Consider the following 16,295-nt stretch of genomic DNA (forward strand, 5'->3'; position numbering starts at 1 on the left):
CTCGAATGCTTCCCGAGGTGCCCTGTCACCGTACTGGCCGGGACCGACGGGCCGCGCGCAGCGTACCCGGGGTCCGGACCGGCCGGTCCCCGGAGACGCCGTTGAGCGCGGGAGCCGGTTACGCAGTTCACAGCTTCTTTTCGTGTGGTTCACCGTGAGGTCCGGCGGCCCGGCGGTCAGCGGGCGCGGTGAGCCTCCAGGTCGGCGCGGGCGAAGAGCGCCCGCAGTGCCAGCGCGGCCAGGGTTTCCACATCGGTCATGATGATCATCATTGGGCTGACGAGGCGCGGCCCGCGTACCCCTTTCGGCGCATGTCGCAGGCGGCGGTCTCCTCCCCCGGTCGGACTCCGACCCGGTGCGACTGTGGTGGGATCGGGGCATGCGTCCGCCACCGTGGCTCGGCTCCGGCACCCGCGGCCGGGACCTGGCGCTGGCCGGGGCGTCGCTGGCCGGCGGGCTGGTGCTGTGGACCCTGGGTTGGCAACCGCAGATTCGTCCGCACCCGGACGTGCCCGCGGTCCTGTTCCTGCCGTCGCTGCTGGCGATGTGCGTCGCGGTGGGCCTGCGTCGCGCCGCCCCGCGTGCCAGCCTCGCCGTCGGCACCGTGGCAGTGGTGGTGGACATCGCGCTCGGGGGCTCGCTGGGCGCGATCCTGATCTACACGCAGGTCCTCTACGACGCCTGTGTCTACGGTCCGCCGCGGCTGTGGCGGTGGCTGCTGCGGGCGACCATCGGGCTGAGCGTGCTCGGTGCGGTCGTCGGCGTGATCCTCACCGACCAGTGGAGCGGGGTGGCCATCGGCGTGCTGGTGGTGCTCGTCGGCCTCCTGCCGGTCCTGACCGGCATCAGCGTGCGGCAGTACCGCGATCAGGCCGCCGCCGAGCGGGCGCGGGCCGAGCAGACCGCCCGGCTGGTCGAGTTGGACCGTCGGCAGGCGGTCAGCGCCGAACGGGCCCGGATGGCCCGGGAGCTGCACGACGTGGTCGCGAACCATCTCAGCGCGGTGGCCATCCACGCCACCGCAGTGCTCTCCGTACCCGGGTTGGATCGCGGTCAGGTGGAGTCGGCGTTGCGGGTGATCCGGGAGAGCAGCGTGCAGGGCCTCGCCGAGATGCGTCAGATGATCGAGGTGCTGCGCGAGCCGGGGACCAGCGCCGACCCGGCCGCGCCGGAGGTGGTCATCGCGCGGTTGGCCGAGGCGGACGGACTGGTCGACCGGGCCCGGGCTGCCGGCCTCGCGGTGCGGGTCCGGACCGATGGCACGCCGGGCGCGTTGCCGGTGGGGGTGGACCTCGCCGCGTACCGGATCGTGCAGGAGTCTCTGACGAACGCGCTCAAGCACGGTACGGGTGAGGCGGAGCTGACGATCGCGTACCGGCCGGCCGAGGTGGTGCTGACTGTGGAGAACCCGGTGCGTGGGGGCGGGGCCGGGCTGCCGGGCGCCGGGGCCGGGCTGATCGGCATGCGGGAGCGGGCCACGCTGCTGGCCGGCCGGTTCACCGCCGGGCCGCACGACGGCCGTTGGCAGGTGCGGGCGGCCCTGCCCACCGGGGAGGGCGGGTGACCGGGCCGGCGCGGCCGTCGGACGACACGGCACCGGCGACGGTACGGGTGGTGCTCGCCGACGACCAGCCGGCGGTACGGGCCGGACTGGCCCTGATCCTGAACGGCTCAGCGGGCGTCGAGGTGGTCGGCGAGGCGGCCGACGGCGACGCCGCGGTGCGCCTGTGCCGGGAGTTGCGACCCGACGTGGCGGTGCTGGATGTGCGGATGCCGCACCGGGACGGGATCTCCGCGACCCGGGCGATCGTCAGCGAGGGGCTCGCCGACGTGCTGGTGCTCACCACCTTCGACCTGGACGAGTACGTCTTCGGGGCGTTGCGGGCCGGGGCGGCCGGGTTCCTGCTCAAGGACACCGACGCCGACGGCCTGGTCGGCGCGGTGCGGACGGTGGCGCGGGGCGACGGCTTCATCGCGCCCACTGTGACCCGTCGGTTGATCACCGCCTTCGCGGCCACCGCGCCGGGTGCGTCGGCGGACGCGCGGGCCGCGCTGGACACCCTCACCCCGCGTGAGCGTGACGTGTTGGCCTGCCTCGGGTTGGGCCTGTCCAACCAGCAGATCGCCGATCGACTGGTGCTGGCGGAGAGCACCACGAAGACCCATGTGAGCCGGATCCTGGCGAAGCTGGACCTACGCAGCCGGGTGCAGGCCGCCATCCTGGCCCAGGAGGTGGGCCTGCCCGCTCCCCCGCAGTCGTGAGACGGGCCCGCTGGGTGCGCGGCGGACCGGTGCCGGCGTGGTTGGCCTGCTCACGACGTGTCAGGCTAGGGCGGTGAGCACGCCGGGCGGTGGGGAGCTGTCGGCCACGCTGCGCCGGATCGAACGATCGGCGGGGGCGTTGGCCACCTCCAGCGTGGCCCGGATGGACGAGACGCTGCCCTGGTTCCGGGCGCTGCCGGCCGACCAGCGTTCCTGGGTGATGCTGGTGGCGCAGGCGGGCGCGAGGTCGCTGGTGCAGTGGCTGCGCGAGGGCGGCGGCACCGCGGACAGCACCCAGGAGGTCTCGGACGAGGTCTTCGCCGCCGCCCCGCAGGCGCTGGCCCGGTCGATCACCCTCCAGCAGACCGTGGCGTTGATCAAGGTGACCATCGACGTGGTCGAGGAGCAGGTGTCGCACCTGGCCGCCGAGGGTGAGGAGCAGCAGCTACGCGAGGCGGTGCTGCGCTTCTCCCGGGAGATCGCGTTCTCCGCCGCCCGGGTGTACGCGCGGGCCGCCGAGTCGCGCGGCGCCTGGGACGCCCGGTTGCAGGCGCTGCTCGTCGACGCGCTGTTGCGGGGTGACTCGCCGGACGTCCTGGCCAGTCGGGCCGCCGCTCTCGGCTGGGCGGACGCGCCGCCGGTGGCGGTGGCTGTCGGTCGGTCGCCCGGCGGCGAGGTCTCCGCGGTGCTGCACGTGGTCTACCGGCAGGCCCGCCGCATCGGCGTGGAGGTGATCGGCGGCGTCCACGGCGACCGGCTGGTGATCGTGCTGGGCGGCGCACCTGACCCGCTGACCGCCACCGCGAAGCTGCTGAGCGCGTTCGGGGACGGCCCGGTGGTGGTCGGTCCCGCCGTACCGAGCCTGGACGAGGCGACCGAGTCGGCGCGGGCCGCGCTGTCCGGCTTTCGGGCCGCACCGGCCTGGCCGAGCGCGCCCCGGCCGGTGCCGGCCGGGGACCTGCTGCCGGAGCGGGCCCTCGCCGGCGACACCGAGGCCCGTCGGCGGCTGCGTCACGATGTGTACGCGACGCTGGTGCGCGCAGGTGGGGAGCTGCTGGCCACCCTGGACGCCTTCCTGGCGGCCGGTGGCACCTTGGAGAGCGCGGCCCGGGCGCTGTTCGTGCACCCGAACACGGTGCGCTACCGGTTGCGCCGGATCGCCGAGGTGACCGGGTTCTCGCCACTGTCGCCGCGCGACGCGTTCGCCCTTCAGGTCGCGCTGACCGTGGGTCGGTTGGATCCGGTCGCCCCGCTGGCCTCGCCGGTCCCGACTCAGACAATGACCCCGGCTACCCGGAAATCCGCCCAAACCGAGGATGATCCCCGCCGATCTTTGTAGGAAACCTCTAAAGGTCCTAGTGTGGTTTGGTCGAAGGCGGCACCGCGTTACCCGCCATTATCCGGGAGAGTCATAGACGTGCTCGCCGTACTTAGTCCCGGCCAGGGTTCTCAGAAACCCGGCTTCCTGACCCCCTGGCTCGACCTGACCGGCACTGAGGCGCGACTGCGCGACTGGTCGGCGTTGGCCGGGGTCGACCTGCTGCACCTGGGCACCAACGCCGACGCCGACGAGATCAAGGACACCGCCCGCACCCAGCCGTTGCTGGTCGCCGCGGCGTTGCTCGCGGCCGAGCACCTGCCGCTGGACGGCGTCGCCGTCACCGCCGGCCACAGCGTCGGCGAGTTGGGTGCCGCCGCCCTGGCCGGTGTGCTGTCGGCCGACGCCGCGATCACCCTGGCCGGCGTGCGCGGCCGGGAGATGGCCGCCGCGTGTGCGCTGGAGCCGACCGGAATGGCCGCGGTGCTCGGTGGTGATCCCGACGAGGTGATCGCCGCGATCGAGGCGAACGGGCTCTACCCGGCCAACCGCAACGGCGCCGGGCAGATCGTCGCCGCAGGCGCCCTGGACGGGCTCGACAAGCTCGCCGCCGCGCCGCCCACCCGGACCCGGATCATCCGACTCCAGGTGGCCGGCGCCTTCCACACCCCGTACATGGCTCCGGCGGAGACCGCGCTCGCCGCTGAAGCCGCCGGGATCACCCCGGCGAACCCGGCCCGCACCCTGCTGTCGAACCTCGACGGCACCGCTGTCGACGACGGCGCGGCAATGGTGCAGCGCCTCGTTCGTCAGGTCACCGCGCCGGTGCGCTGGGACCTGTGCATGCGTACGCTGGCCGACCTCGGGGTCACCGGCGTGATCGAACTACCCCCGGCCGGCACCCTCGCCGGTCTGGTCAAGCGGGAACTCAAGGGCGACGGCGCCCCGGAGATCGTCACCCTCAACACCCCGGACGACCTGCCGGCCGCACGGGACCTGATCGCCCGTATCGGAGGCCGTTCATGACTGGCAGTCGCATCGTCTCGATGGGGCACTACCAGCCCTCCCGGGTGGTGACCAACGACGACATCGCCCAGCTCGTCGACACCAACGACGAGTGGATCCGTGACCGGGTCGGCATCGTCAGCCGGCGGATCGCCGACAGTGAGACGGTCGCCGACATGGCCGCCGCGGCTGCCGGCAAGGCACTGGCCAACTCGGGCCTGACCGCCGCCGACATCGACCTGGTCGTGGTCGCCACCTGCTCCTCCATCGACCGCAGCCCCAACGTGGCCTGCCGGGTCGCCGGCAAGCTGGGCATCACCGCGCCGGGCGCGTTCGACCTCAACACCGCCTGCTCGGGCTTCGCGTACGCGCTGGGCACCGTCGACCACGCCATCCGGGCCGGGGCGTCGCGCAACGCGATCGTCATCGGCGCGGAGAAGCTGTCCGACTTCACCGACTGGACCGACCGCTCCACCTGCATCATCTTCGCCGACGGGGCCGGTGCCGCGGTGGTCTCCGCCACCGCCGACGACGAGCCGACCGGGATCGGCCCGGTCGTCTGGGGTTCGGTGCCGGACAAGAGCGACGCGGTCCGCATCGAGGGCTGGCGCCCGTACATCCAGCAGGAGGGGCAGGCGGTGTTCCGCTGGGCCACCACCGCCATCGCGCCGCTCGCGCTACAGGCCTGCGAGCGGGCCGGGGTCGACCCGTCGGAGCTGGCCGCGTTCGTGCCGCACCAGGCCAACGCCCGGATCATCGACGGCATCGCCAAGCGGCTCAACATCCCCGACGCGATCATCGCGAAGGACATCGTCGAGTCCGGCAACACCTCCGCGGCGAGTGTGCCGCTGGCCCTGTCCAAGCTGGTCGAGCGCCGGGAGGTGCCCTCGGGCGCACCGGTGCTGCTGTTCGGCTTCGGCGGTGGCCTGACCTACGCCGGTCAGGTCGTCCGCTGCCCCTGATGACCCCCTCGGGCGCGTACGCGTCCAGGATTGGCGGTCGGCGACGCCGGCCGCCGGAGAAACCCCGATGAAAGGAACCAACCGCAATGACCCGTGACGAGATCACCACCGGCCTCGCCGAGATCCTCGAAGAGGTTGCCGGGGTGAACCCGGACGACGTGGCCGAGGGGAAGTCCTTCACCGACGACCTCGACGTCGACTCGCTCTCCATGGTTGAGGTCGTGGTCGCGGCCGAGGAGAAGTTCGGCGTCAAGATCCCGGACAACGAGGTGCAGAACCTGAAGACCGTCGGCGACGCTGTCAGCTACATCGCGGCGCAGTCCTGATCATGAGTCGTCCAGACGTCGTCGTCACCGGGCTCGGCGCGACGACCCCGCTTGGCGGGGACGTCGCGTCGACCTGGGACGCAATGCTCGCCGGCCGCTCCGGGGTGAGTGCCCTCACCCAGGAGTGGGCCGAGCAACTGCCGGTCCGGATCGCCGCCCAGCTGGCCGTGGAGCCGTCCGAGGTGCTGGACCGGGTCCGCCTGCGCCGCCTGGACCGTTCCGAGGCGATCGCGATCATCGCGGCGCAGCAGGCCTGGGCGGACGCCGGCCTCGCCGGCTCCGACCTCGACGGGGAGCGGTTGGCCGTCAGCGTCGGCTCCGGCATCGGTGGTGCCACCACACTGCTCGCCCAGGACGACATCCTGGAGGCCTCCGGGCCACGGCGGGTCTCCCCGCACACCATCCCGATGCTGATGCCGAACGGTCCGGCCGCCTGGGTCGGGCTGGAGCTGGGCGCCAAGGCCGGCGTGCACTCGGTGGCCAGCGCCTGCGCCACCGGCGCCGAGGCGATCGCCCTCGGTCTGGACATCATCCGCTCCGGTCGGGCCGACGTGGTGGTGGCCGGCGGCACCGAGGCGGTCATCCACCCCCTGCCCATCGCCGGCTTCAGCTCGATGCGGGCCATGTCGACCCGCAACGACGACCCGGAGCGGGCCTCCCGCCCATGGGACCGGGGCCGGGACGGCTTCGTCCTCGGCGAGGGCGCCGGCATCGTGGTGCTGGAGCGGGCCGAGCACGCCGCGGCCCGGGGCGCCCGGGTGTACGCGCGCCTCGCCGGCGCCGGCATCACCTCCGACGCGTACGACATCGTGCAGCCGCACGCCGAGGGCGAGGGCGCGATCCGGGCCATCGCCAAGGCGATCGCCGACGCGGACGTGGCGAAGCGGGACATCGTGCACGTCAACGCGCACGCCACCTCGACCCCGGTCGGGGACATGCTGGAGATCGGTGGGCTGCACAAGGCGCTCGGCGACCACCCGGTGCTGACCGCGACGAAGTCGATGACCGGTCACCTGCTCGGTGCGGCCGGTGCGCTGGAGTCGATCGCCACCATCCTGGCGATCCGCGACAGTGTCGTCCCTCCGACGATCAACCTCGACGACCCCGAGCCAGGCCTCACCCTGGATGTCGCCGCGCACAAGGCCCGTCACATGGAGATCCCGGCCGCGTTGAACAACGCGTTCGGCTTCGGCGGCCACAACGTGGCTCTGGTCTTCGCCCGCCCCTGAGATCCTGCGAAAGGGCCCCTCCTCGTCGAGAGGAGGGGCCCTTTCGTCGTTCAGCCCTGGTTGCGGGGGTGCTGCTTCGCGGTGCGCTCGTTGCCGTGGCGGTAGTTGCCGGTCCAGCGGGCCATCACCAGCTGCGGGTCGTCGTCGACCTCGGCCAGGAACTCGGCGGCCCGAGCGCCGCGCAGCGTGCCGGCGACCCGGCCGTGGTGGGTGATCACCACGGTGCCGTCCGCCCGTCGTACGTGCCGGAATCCTGCTGCCGCTCCCATGGGGTGAGGCTGTCAGACCGATCGGCGCGGAGGCGACCGGATTTCCGTCGCGGCACTCGATCCCGATTGACGTCGAGGGACCGCGCGGCTTAGATGGGCCGACTGAAGATCGACTGACGGGGATCACCACAATGGACGCTCGTACCCGCGTCGCCGTGTCGGCGGCGCTCATCCTCGGCCTGCTGGCCGGCTGCGGCGACGACGCCGCCGCTCCCGCCGGGCCCGCGGCCGGCGACCCGACCCCGCAGGCCACGGGCGAGCCCTGGTACGACGAGACGACCCCCGCCGCGTCCGGCGGCACCACCGGCGGCGCCGGTTCCCCCTGCCCGGTACCGGTGACGTTTCCGCTGGCCGACGGGTGGACGGCGAAGGCTGTCGAGCCTCCCAAGGGTGAGCTGGCCGAGCTGGTCGGCGAGGCGCTCACCAAGCGCGGCGGCACCACAGTGCGTTGCGAGGTGGACGGCCGGCCGGCCGGCGGCGGGTTCCTGCGGATCTGGGCGACGGACACGCCGACTGCCGCTCCGCGCGCCGCGCTGGAGAGCTTCGCCGCGGGAGCCGGCGAGACGGTCACCGGCCAGCAGTTCCGCGATCTCCGCGCCGGCGGCCTCGACGCCACCGAGATGACCTGGCTCGCCACCAGTCCGCTGGCCGAGGAGGAGGCGGCGCGCAACTGGGCGCTGGCCGTTCAGTCGGCGGGGCAGACGCTGGTCTTCGCGGTCAACGAGGGCCTGATCACCGAACGGACCGACGTGCTGCCGGCGTACCGGCTCGCGGTGCGCGGACTCACCGCTGCCGGCTGAGGTGGACCCGGTCGGGTCAGTTGCTGGCGCAGGTCGTCGCGGGAAGTCCGGGAACGGTCACCGGGGACCGGCCGCCCGGCCGGGCCTTGCCGGCGAGCACGGCGGCCAGGGCTGTCATCGATGCCCGGCTGGACGAGTACGTGGCCAGCAGCCTCGGTGACTTCGCGTCGGCCAGCACGTACGGGGTGTCCATGGCGACGGTGATCGCCGCGTCGGGGCTCAGGTCCTTGGCGCCGTCGCCGTAGCCCACCAGGTGCACGACAGTGCCGCCGCTGGGCTTGACCTGCACTCCGGCGGCGGTCAACGCGGCGGTGAGGGTGGCCCGGGTGCCGTCCCGACCGCCGGACGAGGTGACGGTGACCGGCCCGCGTACCGCTGGGCCGCAGGCGCCCCGCAGCACGGTGACGGCGGCAGCGGCCAGCGCGTCGGCCGCCGCCCGGTGCGCCGGGGCGTTGAGCGTGGACATCTGCGCCGACGGCAGCTCGGCGAGCTGGAACTTCATCGTCAGCACCCGGGTGACCGCGTCGACCAGCCGGGTCCGGGGCAGCGACCCGCCGCGCAGCGCGGCGAGCAGCCCGTCGTACGCCTGACCGACGTTCGGGGTCATCAGGATGAGGTCGTTACCGGCGTTGAGCGCCCGGACCGCCGCCTCGCCGGGAGCCCAGCGCATCGCGGGCGGCATGTTCATCCCGTCGGTGATCACCACGCCCTTGAAGCCGAGTTGGCCGCGCAGGACGTCGGTGAGCAGCTTGTGCGAGAACGTCGCCGGGGTCCCCGGGTCGATCGCGCGCGCGTCCAGGTGACCGGACATCACGGCCATCGCGCCCGCGTCCATTCCAGCGGTGAACGGCGGCCACGCGCCGCTCTGCAACGCCGCGGCGGACTGGGTCAGCACCGGAAGGTCCTTGTGCGAGTCGTCGGCGCTGTGGCCGTGCCCGGGGAAGTGCTTCAGGGTGGCCGCGACCCCGGCCGCCTGGAGGCCACGGACCGCGCCGCCCACCTGCGCGGCGGCCTGCTTCGGGTCGGAGCCGTAGGACCGGGAGCCGATCACTGCGCTGCGGGTGGCCAGCACGTCGGCCACCGGGGCGAAGTCGATGTTGATGCCCATCGCGGCCAACTCGGCGCCGGCGGCCCGCCAGGCGGCCTCGGTGAGCTTCGGGTCACCGGCCGCGCCGGCCGCGAGGGCGCTGGGCAGCACCGTGACACCGTCGGTCACGCGGGTGACGACCCCGTACTCCTGGTCGGTGCCGATGAGCAGCGGCGCCGAACCGGCGGCGAGCCGACCGGCGGCGCTGCGCAGCCCGGTGGTGAGCTCGTGGACCTGCCTGGGGTTGTCGACGTTCGTGGTCTCCTGGTTGCCCTTGGTCGGGTCGTCGGCGCTGAAGCCGACCAGGATCAGGCCACCCAGTCGGTACTTGGCGATCATTTCGGCGGGGGTGTCCACCCCGCCGAGAGCCTGGTTGCCGGCCGCCGAGCCGGCGGAGACCTTCGTCGCCGAGTCTCCGTAGGCGTACGGCATCAGCACCTGGCCGACAAGGTCTTCGTCGGACAGCGTCGCCACCAGCGCGGCGGCGCGGCCGGCGGGGTCGCTGGCCGGCGGCGCGGGCGGGACGCTCGGGCCCGCCGACGTCCCGACGGGGCTGGGCGTCGGCGTGGGGCGCTCCGGGTCACCTGAGCAGCCGGAGAGGAGCAGGGCGGTCAGGGCGGCGACAGCGACACTGGCGCGCCACGGGCGATTCGACACGTCGCCCATCCCACCAGCTTCTCCCTTATCGGGGCAACTTGACCTTACCGGTCGTCACCGGCCCGACGGCGTACGGCCAGCGGCCCGCCGTTCGGATCAGCCGACCCGAGTGAGCAAGGTCACCGGGGCGCCGTCGCCGGCGTACCGGTAGGGCTCCAGGTCAGCGTCCCATGCCGTGCCGAGCGCCTTGTCGAGGGCGTGCGCCAGGGCCTCGGGGGCCCGGGAGGCCGCCATCAGCGCCCGGAGCCGGTCCTCGCCGAGCTGAATGTCGCCGGCCACGCCGACCGTCGCCCGGAACAGGCCACGGGCTGGCACGTACATGAATCGCTCACCGTCGGCGCCGGGACTCGGCTCCTCGGTGACCTCGAAACGGATCATGGGCCACTGCCGTAGGGCAGCAGCCAGCTCGGCGCCCGTCCCCGGACGACCGGTCCACCCGCACTCGGCCCGGCGTGCGCCGGGGTCGACGGGCTGAGCCGTCCACTGCAGGTTGACCGGCGCGGCTAGGACGCGCGCGATCGCCCACTCGACGTGCGAGCACACGGCGAGCGGGGTCGAGTGGACGTATACGACGCCACGCGTTGGCACGGTGACCTCCCGGAGAGCGAGGTGCGTCTTCCCCTACGACCTCGTCCACCCAGGTGGCTGCTGCAACACATGATGACTCCTGTGACGCATGGTGCGCCAGGGAATCGGAAAAAACGCCGGGTGGAATAGCCGGACGGGTGGTCGCCGTTGCCTCTCAGGACACCGCGACGACCAGCATGATGTCGTGGTCCTGTACAGTTCCACCGGCGGCTTATGCCGCGTTACACCTTCGCGGGCCGAGTCACGTACGACCCGCACACAGCCCCCGGACGTCTAGTCCTCCCGTACGTCTTGCAAGGAGTACCTCCGTGGCGAGCAACACCTCTAAGACCGCGCGCGCGTCAGTCCGGGCCGGCCAGGCTGGCCAGGGTGGCGCCCTCAGCGTGCTGGGCGAGTTCAAGTACCTCATCCCGCTCAACGGCGGCAAGCACGCCTACGTGCGGAACCTGACCAACGGCAAGACCGCGCACCTGCGCACGGACTCCGACGCCTTCGTCGAGGAGATCCGCGTTCTGGCCGCCGCCGGCCACGCCGCCAAGATCCGGGCGGAGATCAACAACCTGGCTGCCACCCACCCGGGTGACGGCTGGGAGGCCACCGAGAAGCGCCTGGTCGCGGCCGGCGTCTTCGAGGGCTGAGCCCTCCCCACCGCTCCAACGAACCGCCCGCCGGGAGTTCCCGGCGGGCGGTTTCGCGTGCGCGAGGATCGACTTCGGGCGGCGGCGGGGGGACGGTCCTCGGGCCAGGGCAGGGCAGCTCAGCCTGGATCGAGCAGGGCGACCTCGCCGGTGGCCAGGTCGTAGAGGCCGCCGACCACGGCCACCCGGCCGGCGGCCACCGGCCCGGCCAGCAGATCGTCCTGGCGCAGGGTGCGCACCGTACGCCGGACGTGCCGGCGGATCGCCAGCGGCAGCACCGCCGGATCGTCGATCCCCGCCTCGGTCACCGCCGGCGCGATCTCGTCCACCAGGTGCGCCAGCGACCCGCCGGGACGCTGGCCGATGCGCAGCGCCTCTACCGTGGCCTGCACCGCGCCACACCGCTCGTGGCCGAGGACCATCACCAGCGGTACGCCGAGCTGGCCGACCACGTACTCGATCGAGCCGCGGACCGCGCGATCGAGCACGTGTCCCCCGGTGCGGATCACGCAGATCGCGCCGAAGGTCTGGTCGAAGATCGCCTCCAACGGCACCCGGGAGTCGATGCAGCCCAGCACCACCGCGTACGGCTGCTGGTCGCCGGAGGCCGCGGCGGCTGCCGTGACGTCGTGTCCGTGCACCGGCTGGCCGCTGACGAACCGCCGATTGCCGGCGAGCAGGTCGGCCAGGGCGGCGCGGGGCGTACCGCCGGCCTGCCGCCCCTGCCCCGACGTCGCACCCATGGGCGCTCCCGACGACCCCATGCCGTCCAGCTTGGCCCGCCGCCGTCCGGCACGGGCGAGGTCGGGAATGTTCGCCACGGCGCGATTGGCGTGGTGTCATGGCGGGTAGCCGGTGTTACCGCCGGGTATCCCGGTGCTGGTGATACTGGGCGGCCCTGGGGAGGTGGCGATGCCGGAGCGGTTCGAGGTCGGCCTGCCAGACGGTGTACGGCTCAACGTCGAGGCGACGGGTCCGACGGACGCCCAGGTCACCGCCATCCTGCTGCACGGCTGGACGCTGGACGGGCGCGCCTGGCACCGGCAGGTCGAGGCGCTCACCGCGCCGCAGTTCGGCGATGCGGTGCGGGTGGTCGCCTACGACGCGCGGGGGCACGGCCGGTCCAGCTGCATGGCGCTGCCCACGGCCACCCTGGCCCAGTTGGGTGACGACCTGGCCGCGGTCATCGACGCGGTCGCGCCGACCGGCCCGGTGGTGCTGGTCGGGCACTCGATGGGCGGCATGACGATCATGGAGTACGCCCACCGCCACCCCGCGCACTTCGCCGCCCGTACCGCCGGCCTGGTCTTCGTCTCGACCACCGCCGAGGGGCACACGCACACCGTCTACGGGCTCTCGCCGCGGATCGCCCGGTTGATCCGGCTGGCCGAGACGACCGGCGCCGGTGTGCTGGCCCGGTGTGGCTCGTGGCGTGCTCCCCGGGCACTGCTGAACGCGCTGCGACCGAGCATCCGGTGGATGCTCTTCGGTGACCGCTGCGAGCCGGCCGACATCCGCCTGGTGACGTCGGCGGTGGCCCGGGCCTCGCTGCGTTCGATCGGCGGGTTCCGCGCCTCCATCGGCACCCAGCACCGCCTGGACACCCTCGCCGCGTTGGCCCACCTGCCGGCCGCCGCCCTGGTCGGCGACCGGGACCGGCTGACCCCACCGCCGTGCGCCGAGTCGATCGCGGCGGCTCTGCCGGCCACCGAGCTGACCGTCTGCCCAGGTGCCGGGCACATGCTGATGATGGAACGCCCGGACGAGGTGAACGCCGCGCTCACCGGCGTCGTACGACGGGTGATCGCCGAATCGCCGCCGGCCCACCTCGGCGCGTCGCCGACGGCTCACCGTGGCGCGGCCCCCGCCGAGACGGGTGCCTGAGCACGTTCGCGCACCTCGGGCGCGGCGGGTCGGGTCCGGGGCCGTACCCTTCTGCGGTTGGCCCGCGCGGTTTCCACCGCCTGCCGGCGACCTCTGAAGGAGCGTGCGTTGACCGACCAGACCGGCCTGGAGCAGGAGATCGCCGTCGAGCAACGACACCTGGACCGGGTGTACGCCCGACTGGCCGAGCTGCGGCAGTCGGCCGTCCGCGCCGAGCGTGACGGCTACCGGATGGCCCGGGTGGGCACGCACGGCGCCCTGGTCGAGCGCGACGCGATGGTCTTCCACGCCGCGCAGCGGCGGCACACCCTGGACGCCGAGCACGAGGGGCTGGTCTTCGGCCGACTGGACCTGCGCGACCGTCAGGTGCTGCACGTCGGGCGACTGGGGATCCGCGACGAGAACGCCGTCACGCTTGTCGTCGACTGGCGCGCGCCGGCCGCCGCCGCCTTCTACCAGGCCACCCCGGCGCAGCCGCTGGACGTGGTGCGGCGTCGCACCATCCAGTCCCGCGCCGAGCGGGTCACCCGGATCGAGGACGACCTGCTGGACCCGACGGCCGCCCCGGAGGGGATGACCATCGTCGGTGACGGCGCGTTGCTGGCCACCCTGTCCAAGGCCACCGGCCGGGGCATGCGCGACATCGTGGCGACCATCCAGCGGGAGCAGGACGAGGCGATCCGCTCGCCCGGTTCCGGGGTGACGATCGTCGCGGGCGGCCCCGGCACCGGCAAGACCGCTGTCGCCCTGCACCGGGCCGCGTTCCTGCTCTACTCCGACCGCAGCCGCTACGCCGGCGGCGGCATCCTGGTGGTCGGCCCGTCGTCGGTGTTCGTCGAGTACATCGGCTCCGTGCTTCCGTCGCTCGGTGAGGACACCGCGACCCTGCACTCGCTGGGCACCCTCTTCCCGGGGATGACAGCCACCCGCCCCGACCCGCCCGAGGTGGCGGCGGTCAAGGGCTCGTTGCGGATGCGCCGGGTGCTGGAGCGGGCGGCCCGCGACGCGGTGCCGGGCGGCCCGGGTGAGCTACGGCTGCTCTACCGGGGCACGCTGCTGCGGTTGGACCGGGTCGCGCTGGACCGGATCCGGGACCGTGCGCTGCAACGCGGCGCACGGCGCAACGAGGTGCGCCGGGCCGGTTTCGACGGTGTGTTCGCCGCGCTCTGGGCGCAGGCCCGTGAGCTGAGCAGCGGTCGGCTGCCGGAGCAACCGGCCTTCGAGGCGGAGATCGCCGAGCGGTCGGAGTTCCGGGAGTTCCTCAAGGCGTGGTGGCCTCGGCTGCACCCCCGGCACGTGCTCGGCTGGCTGGCGCAGCCGGACCGCCTGCGCCGGTACGCCGGGGGGATTTTCTCCTCGGCGGAGATCCGGCTGCTCAACGCCGCGTACCGGAACCTGGACTCGGCCGGGCTGACCATCGCCGACGTGGCACTGCTTGACGAGCTGGACGCGCTGCTCGGCAAGCCCGCGCAGCCGGCCCGCGCGCGACGCGACCCGTTCCAGCTCGCCGGCGGCGTCCGTGAGCTCAGCACCCTCGGTGAACGGCAGCGGGCCGCCCGCGCGGCGGCCCGGGAGCGCCCCGAGGACTACCGGGACTACGCGCACGTGGTCGTGGACGAGGCACAGGACGTCTCGCCGATGCAGTGGCGGATGATCGGTCGACGCGGCCGACTGGCCTCCTGGACCGTCGTGGGCGACCCCGCGCAGACCGCGTGGACCGGCGATCCGGAGGAGCTGACCCGGGCCCGCGACCAGGCGCTGGGCCGGCGTAAGCGACACGACTTCACGCTCACCACCAACTACCGCAACTCGGCGGAGATCTTCGCGGTGGCGGCGGCGGAGATCCGGCGGCTCTACCCGGACCTGCCGCTGCCGACCGCCGTCCGCTCCACCGGGGTCGAGCCGGTGGAGCTGGTGGTGCCCGCGACGGGCTTGGAGACCGCGACCGTGGAGGCCGCCGCCGGCCTGCTGGCCGAGGTGGAGGGCACGGTCGGGGTCATCACGCCGGTCCCCCGCCGGGACGAGGTCGCCGGTTGGCTGGGCGCGCTCGGCGCACCCAGGTTGCAGGTGGTGACCAGCCTGGAGGCCAAGGGCATGGAGTACGACGGGGTGGTGCTGGTCGCCCCGAGCGAGATCCGGGCGGATCCGGGCGCCGGGGTGCGCACCCTGTACGTGGCGCTCTCCCGGGCCACCCAGCGGCTCACCACCATCGACCCGACCAGCTGACGTGTGCGGACTGCCGCCGGCGGAACGCCCTGCCCGTACACTTGCACACATAGCGATGTGAGCATACATTTGACCGGGTCCCGACCAGCGGCGGAAGGTGGTTCTCGTGGGCGCAGGTCATGACCACCACCATGGGTCCGTCGCCAATGCCGCACACCAGCACCGAGGTCGACTCTGGGCGGCCTTCGGATTGCTCGCCACCCTGATGGTGGTCGAAGCGGTGGTCGCACTGCACACCGGCTCGCTCGCCCTGCTCTCCGACGCCGGGCACATGTTCACCGACGTGCTCGGCATCGGGATGGCGCTCGCCGCCATCACGGCGACCCGGCGGGCCACCGGCGACCCGCAGCGCACCTTCGGGCTCTACCGGCTCGAGGTGCTCGCCGCGCTGGCCAACGCCGTCCTGCTCTCCGGCGTCGCGATCTACGTGGTGGTCGAGGCGATCCGCCGCTTCGGTGACCCGCATGAGGTCATCGCCGGCCCGATGCTCGCGGTGGCCGTGCTCGGCCTGCTCGCGAACATCGCCGCGTTCGCGCTGCTGCGCGCCGGAGCCCGGGAGAGCATCAACCTCCAGGGCGCCTACCTGGAGGTGCTCGGTGACCTGCTCGGCTCGGTCGGCGTCATCGGCGCGGCGCTGCTCATCACCGTCACCGACTGGTGGTGGGCCGACCCTCTGGTCGCGGTCGCCATCGGCGTGTTCATCCTGCCGCGCACCTGGCGGCTGGCCCGCGCCGCTATCCGCATCCTGGTGCAGGCCGCCCCGGAGCACCTCCAGGTGACCGCCGTGCACGACCGGCTCGCCGCCGTCCCCGGTGTCGTCGAGGTGCACGACCTGCACGTCTGGACGCTCACCTCGGGCATGGAGGTGGCCTCCGCCCACCTGACCATGGCACCGGGCGCGGAGGTCGGCGCGGTGCTCACCGCGGCACGTACGGCCCTGCACGACGACTTCCGCATCGAACACGCGACATTGCAGATCGAGCCCGGCGCCGCTTCTGGAGCCTGCGGCTCCATCGAATGGTGACCGGTTCGTCGATTTCCGTG

At 73.2% G+C, this 16,295-nt stretch carries 16 protein-coding genes; 12 read left to right on the forward strand and 4 right to left on the reverse strand.

The window, feature by feature from the left end; translation table 11 throughout:
- Nucleotides 1-379: 379 nt before the first annotated feature.
- From AB0B68_RS12965 to fabF, 7 genes are all read left to right on the forward strand, one after another.
- Nucleotides 380-1,564 (forward strand): histidine kinase, encoded by a 1,185-nt coding sequence (locus AB0B68_RS12965; protein WP_357259917.1) that lies wholly within the window; start codon nucleotides 380-382, stop codon nucleotides 1,562-1,564.
- Nucleotides 1,561-2,262, forward strand: coding sequence for a response regulator transcription factor (locus tag AB0B68_RS12970; protein WP_357259920.1), 702 nt, complete (start codon nucleotides 1,561-1,563; stop codon nucleotides 2,260-2,262). The genes AB0B68_RS12965 and AB0B68_RS12970 overlap by 4 nt, the downstream gene beginning before the upstream one ends.
- A 37-nt stretch (nucleotides 2,263-2,299) precedes the next feature.
- Nucleotides 2,300-3,601, forward strand: coding sequence for a helix-turn-helix domain-containing protein (locus AB0B68_RS12975; protein WP_357201102.1), 1,302 nt, complete (start codon nucleotides 2,300-2,302; stop codon nucleotides 3,599-3,601).
- 78 nt (nucleotides 3,602-3,679) lie between these two features.
- Nucleotides 3,680-4,606, forward strand: a complete 927-nt coding sequence (locus tag AB0B68_RS12980; protein WP_357201100.1) for an ACP S-malonyltransferase — start codon at nucleotides 3,680-3,682, stop codon at nucleotides 4,604-4,606.
- Entirely contained in the window at nucleotides 4,603-5,547 is a 945-nt protein-coding gene (locus tag AB0B68_RS12985) for a beta-ketoacyl-ACP synthase III (RefSeq protein ID WP_238670069.1), read from the forward strand. Before AB0B68_RS12980 ends, AB0B68_RS12985 begins: the two co-directional genes overlap by 4 nt.
- Before the next feature lie 86 nt (nucleotides 5,548-5,633).
- Nucleotides 5,634-5,873 (forward strand): acyl carrier protein, encoded by a 240-nt coding sequence (locus tag AB0B68_RS12990; RefSeq protein WP_030330276.1) that lies wholly within the window; start codon nucleotides 5,634-5,636, stop codon nucleotides 5,871-5,873.
- A 2-nt stretch (nucleotides 5,874-5,875) separates the two neighbouring features.
- On the forward strand, nucleotides 5,876-7,102 hold the full coding sequence (gene fabF, locus AB0B68_RS12995) for a beta-ketoacyl-ACP synthase II (protein ID WP_357201096.1): 1,227 nt from the start codon (nucleotides 5,876-5,878) through the stop codon (nucleotides 7,100-7,102).
- 50 nt (nucleotides 7,103-7,152) lie between these two features.
- On the opposite strand, the gene AB0B68_RS13000 is transcribed toward fabF, so the two are convergent.
- A complete protein-coding gene (locus tag AB0B68_RS13000) occupies nucleotides 7,153-7,371 on the reverse strand; it encodes a hypothetical protein (protein ID WP_357259923.1) in 219 nt (72 codons plus the stop codon).
- 131 nt (nucleotides 7,372-7,502) lie between these two features.
- Between AB0B68_RS13000 and AB0B68_RS13005 the strand changes: the two genes are divergently transcribed.
- Complete coding sequence (locus AB0B68_RS13005; protein WP_357259926.1) at nucleotides 7,503-8,171, forward strand: lipoprotein; 669 nt, start codon at nucleotides 7,503-7,505, stop codon at nucleotides 8,169-8,171.
- Between the two features lie 16 nt (nucleotides 8,172-8,187).
- Here AB0B68_RS13005 and AB0B68_RS13010 read toward each other — a convergent pair whose 3' ends face one another.
- Both AB0B68_RS13010 and AB0B68_RS13015 read right to left on the reverse strand, forming a co-directional pair.
- A complete protein-coding gene (locus tag AB0B68_RS13010; protein ID WP_357259929.1) occupies nucleotides 8,188-9,924 on the reverse strand; it encodes a glycoside hydrolase family 3 protein in 1,737 nt (578 codons plus the stop codon).
- Nucleotides 9,925-10,011: 87 nt separating this feature from the next.
- Entirely contained in the window at nucleotides 10,012-10,503 is a 492-nt protein-coding gene (locus tag AB0B68_RS13015) for a DUF3145 domain-containing protein (protein WP_091409261.1), read from the reverse strand.
- Nucleotides 10,504-10,811: 308 nt separating this feature from the next.
- On the opposite strand from AB0B68_RS13015, the gene AB0B68_RS13020 reads away from it, so the two are divergent.
- On the forward strand, nucleotides 10,812-11,141 hold the full coding sequence (locus tag AB0B68_RS13020) for a hypothetical protein (protein ID WP_030330285.1): 330 nt from the start codon (nucleotides 10,812-10,814) through the stop codon (nucleotides 11,139-11,141).
- Nucleotides 11,142-11,260: 119 nt separating this feature from the next.
- On the opposite strand, the gene AB0B68_RS13025 is transcribed toward AB0B68_RS13020, so the two are convergent.
- The gene (locus tag AB0B68_RS13025) at nucleotides 11,261-11,884 is read right to left on the reverse strand and encodes a carbonic anhydrase (RefSeq protein WP_357201133.1); all 624 of its coding nucleotides are present in this window, start codon (nucleotides 11,882-11,884) and stop codon (nucleotides 11,261-11,263) included.
- Between the two features lie 169 nt (nucleotides 11,885-12,053).
- Here AB0B68_RS13025 and AB0B68_RS13030 point away from each other — a divergent pair, with 169 nt between their 5' ends.
- The 3 genes from AB0B68_RS13030 (at nucleotide 12,054) to AB0B68_RS13040 (ending at nucleotide 16,275) form a co-directional block, all read left to right on the forward strand.
- Nucleotides 12,054-13,025, forward strand: coding sequence for an alpha/beta hydrolase (locus AB0B68_RS13030; RefSeq protein WP_357259932.1), 972 nt, complete (start codon nucleotides 12,054-12,056; stop codon nucleotides 13,023-13,025).
- A gap of 108 nt (nucleotides 13,026-13,133) precedes the next feature.
- On the forward strand, nucleotides 13,134-15,251 hold the full coding sequence (locus AB0B68_RS13035) for an AAA family ATPase (protein WP_357259935.1): 2,118 nt from the start codon (nucleotides 13,134-13,136) through the stop codon (nucleotides 15,249-15,251).
- Nucleotides 15,252-15,357: 106 nt separating this feature from the next.
- On the forward strand, nucleotides 15,358-16,275 hold the full coding sequence (locus AB0B68_RS13040; RefSeq protein WP_357201080.1) for a cation diffusion facilitator family transporter: 918 nt from the start codon (nucleotides 15,358-15,360) through the stop codon (nucleotides 16,273-16,275).
- Nucleotides 16,276-16,295 lie beyond the last annotated feature (20 nt).

Origin of the sequence: Micromonospora sp. NPDC049049, from assembly GCF_040649115.1 — a bacterium.
Classification (GTDB): domain Bacteria; phylum Actinomycetota; class Actinomycetes; order Mycobacteriales; family Micromonosporaceae; genus Micromonospora.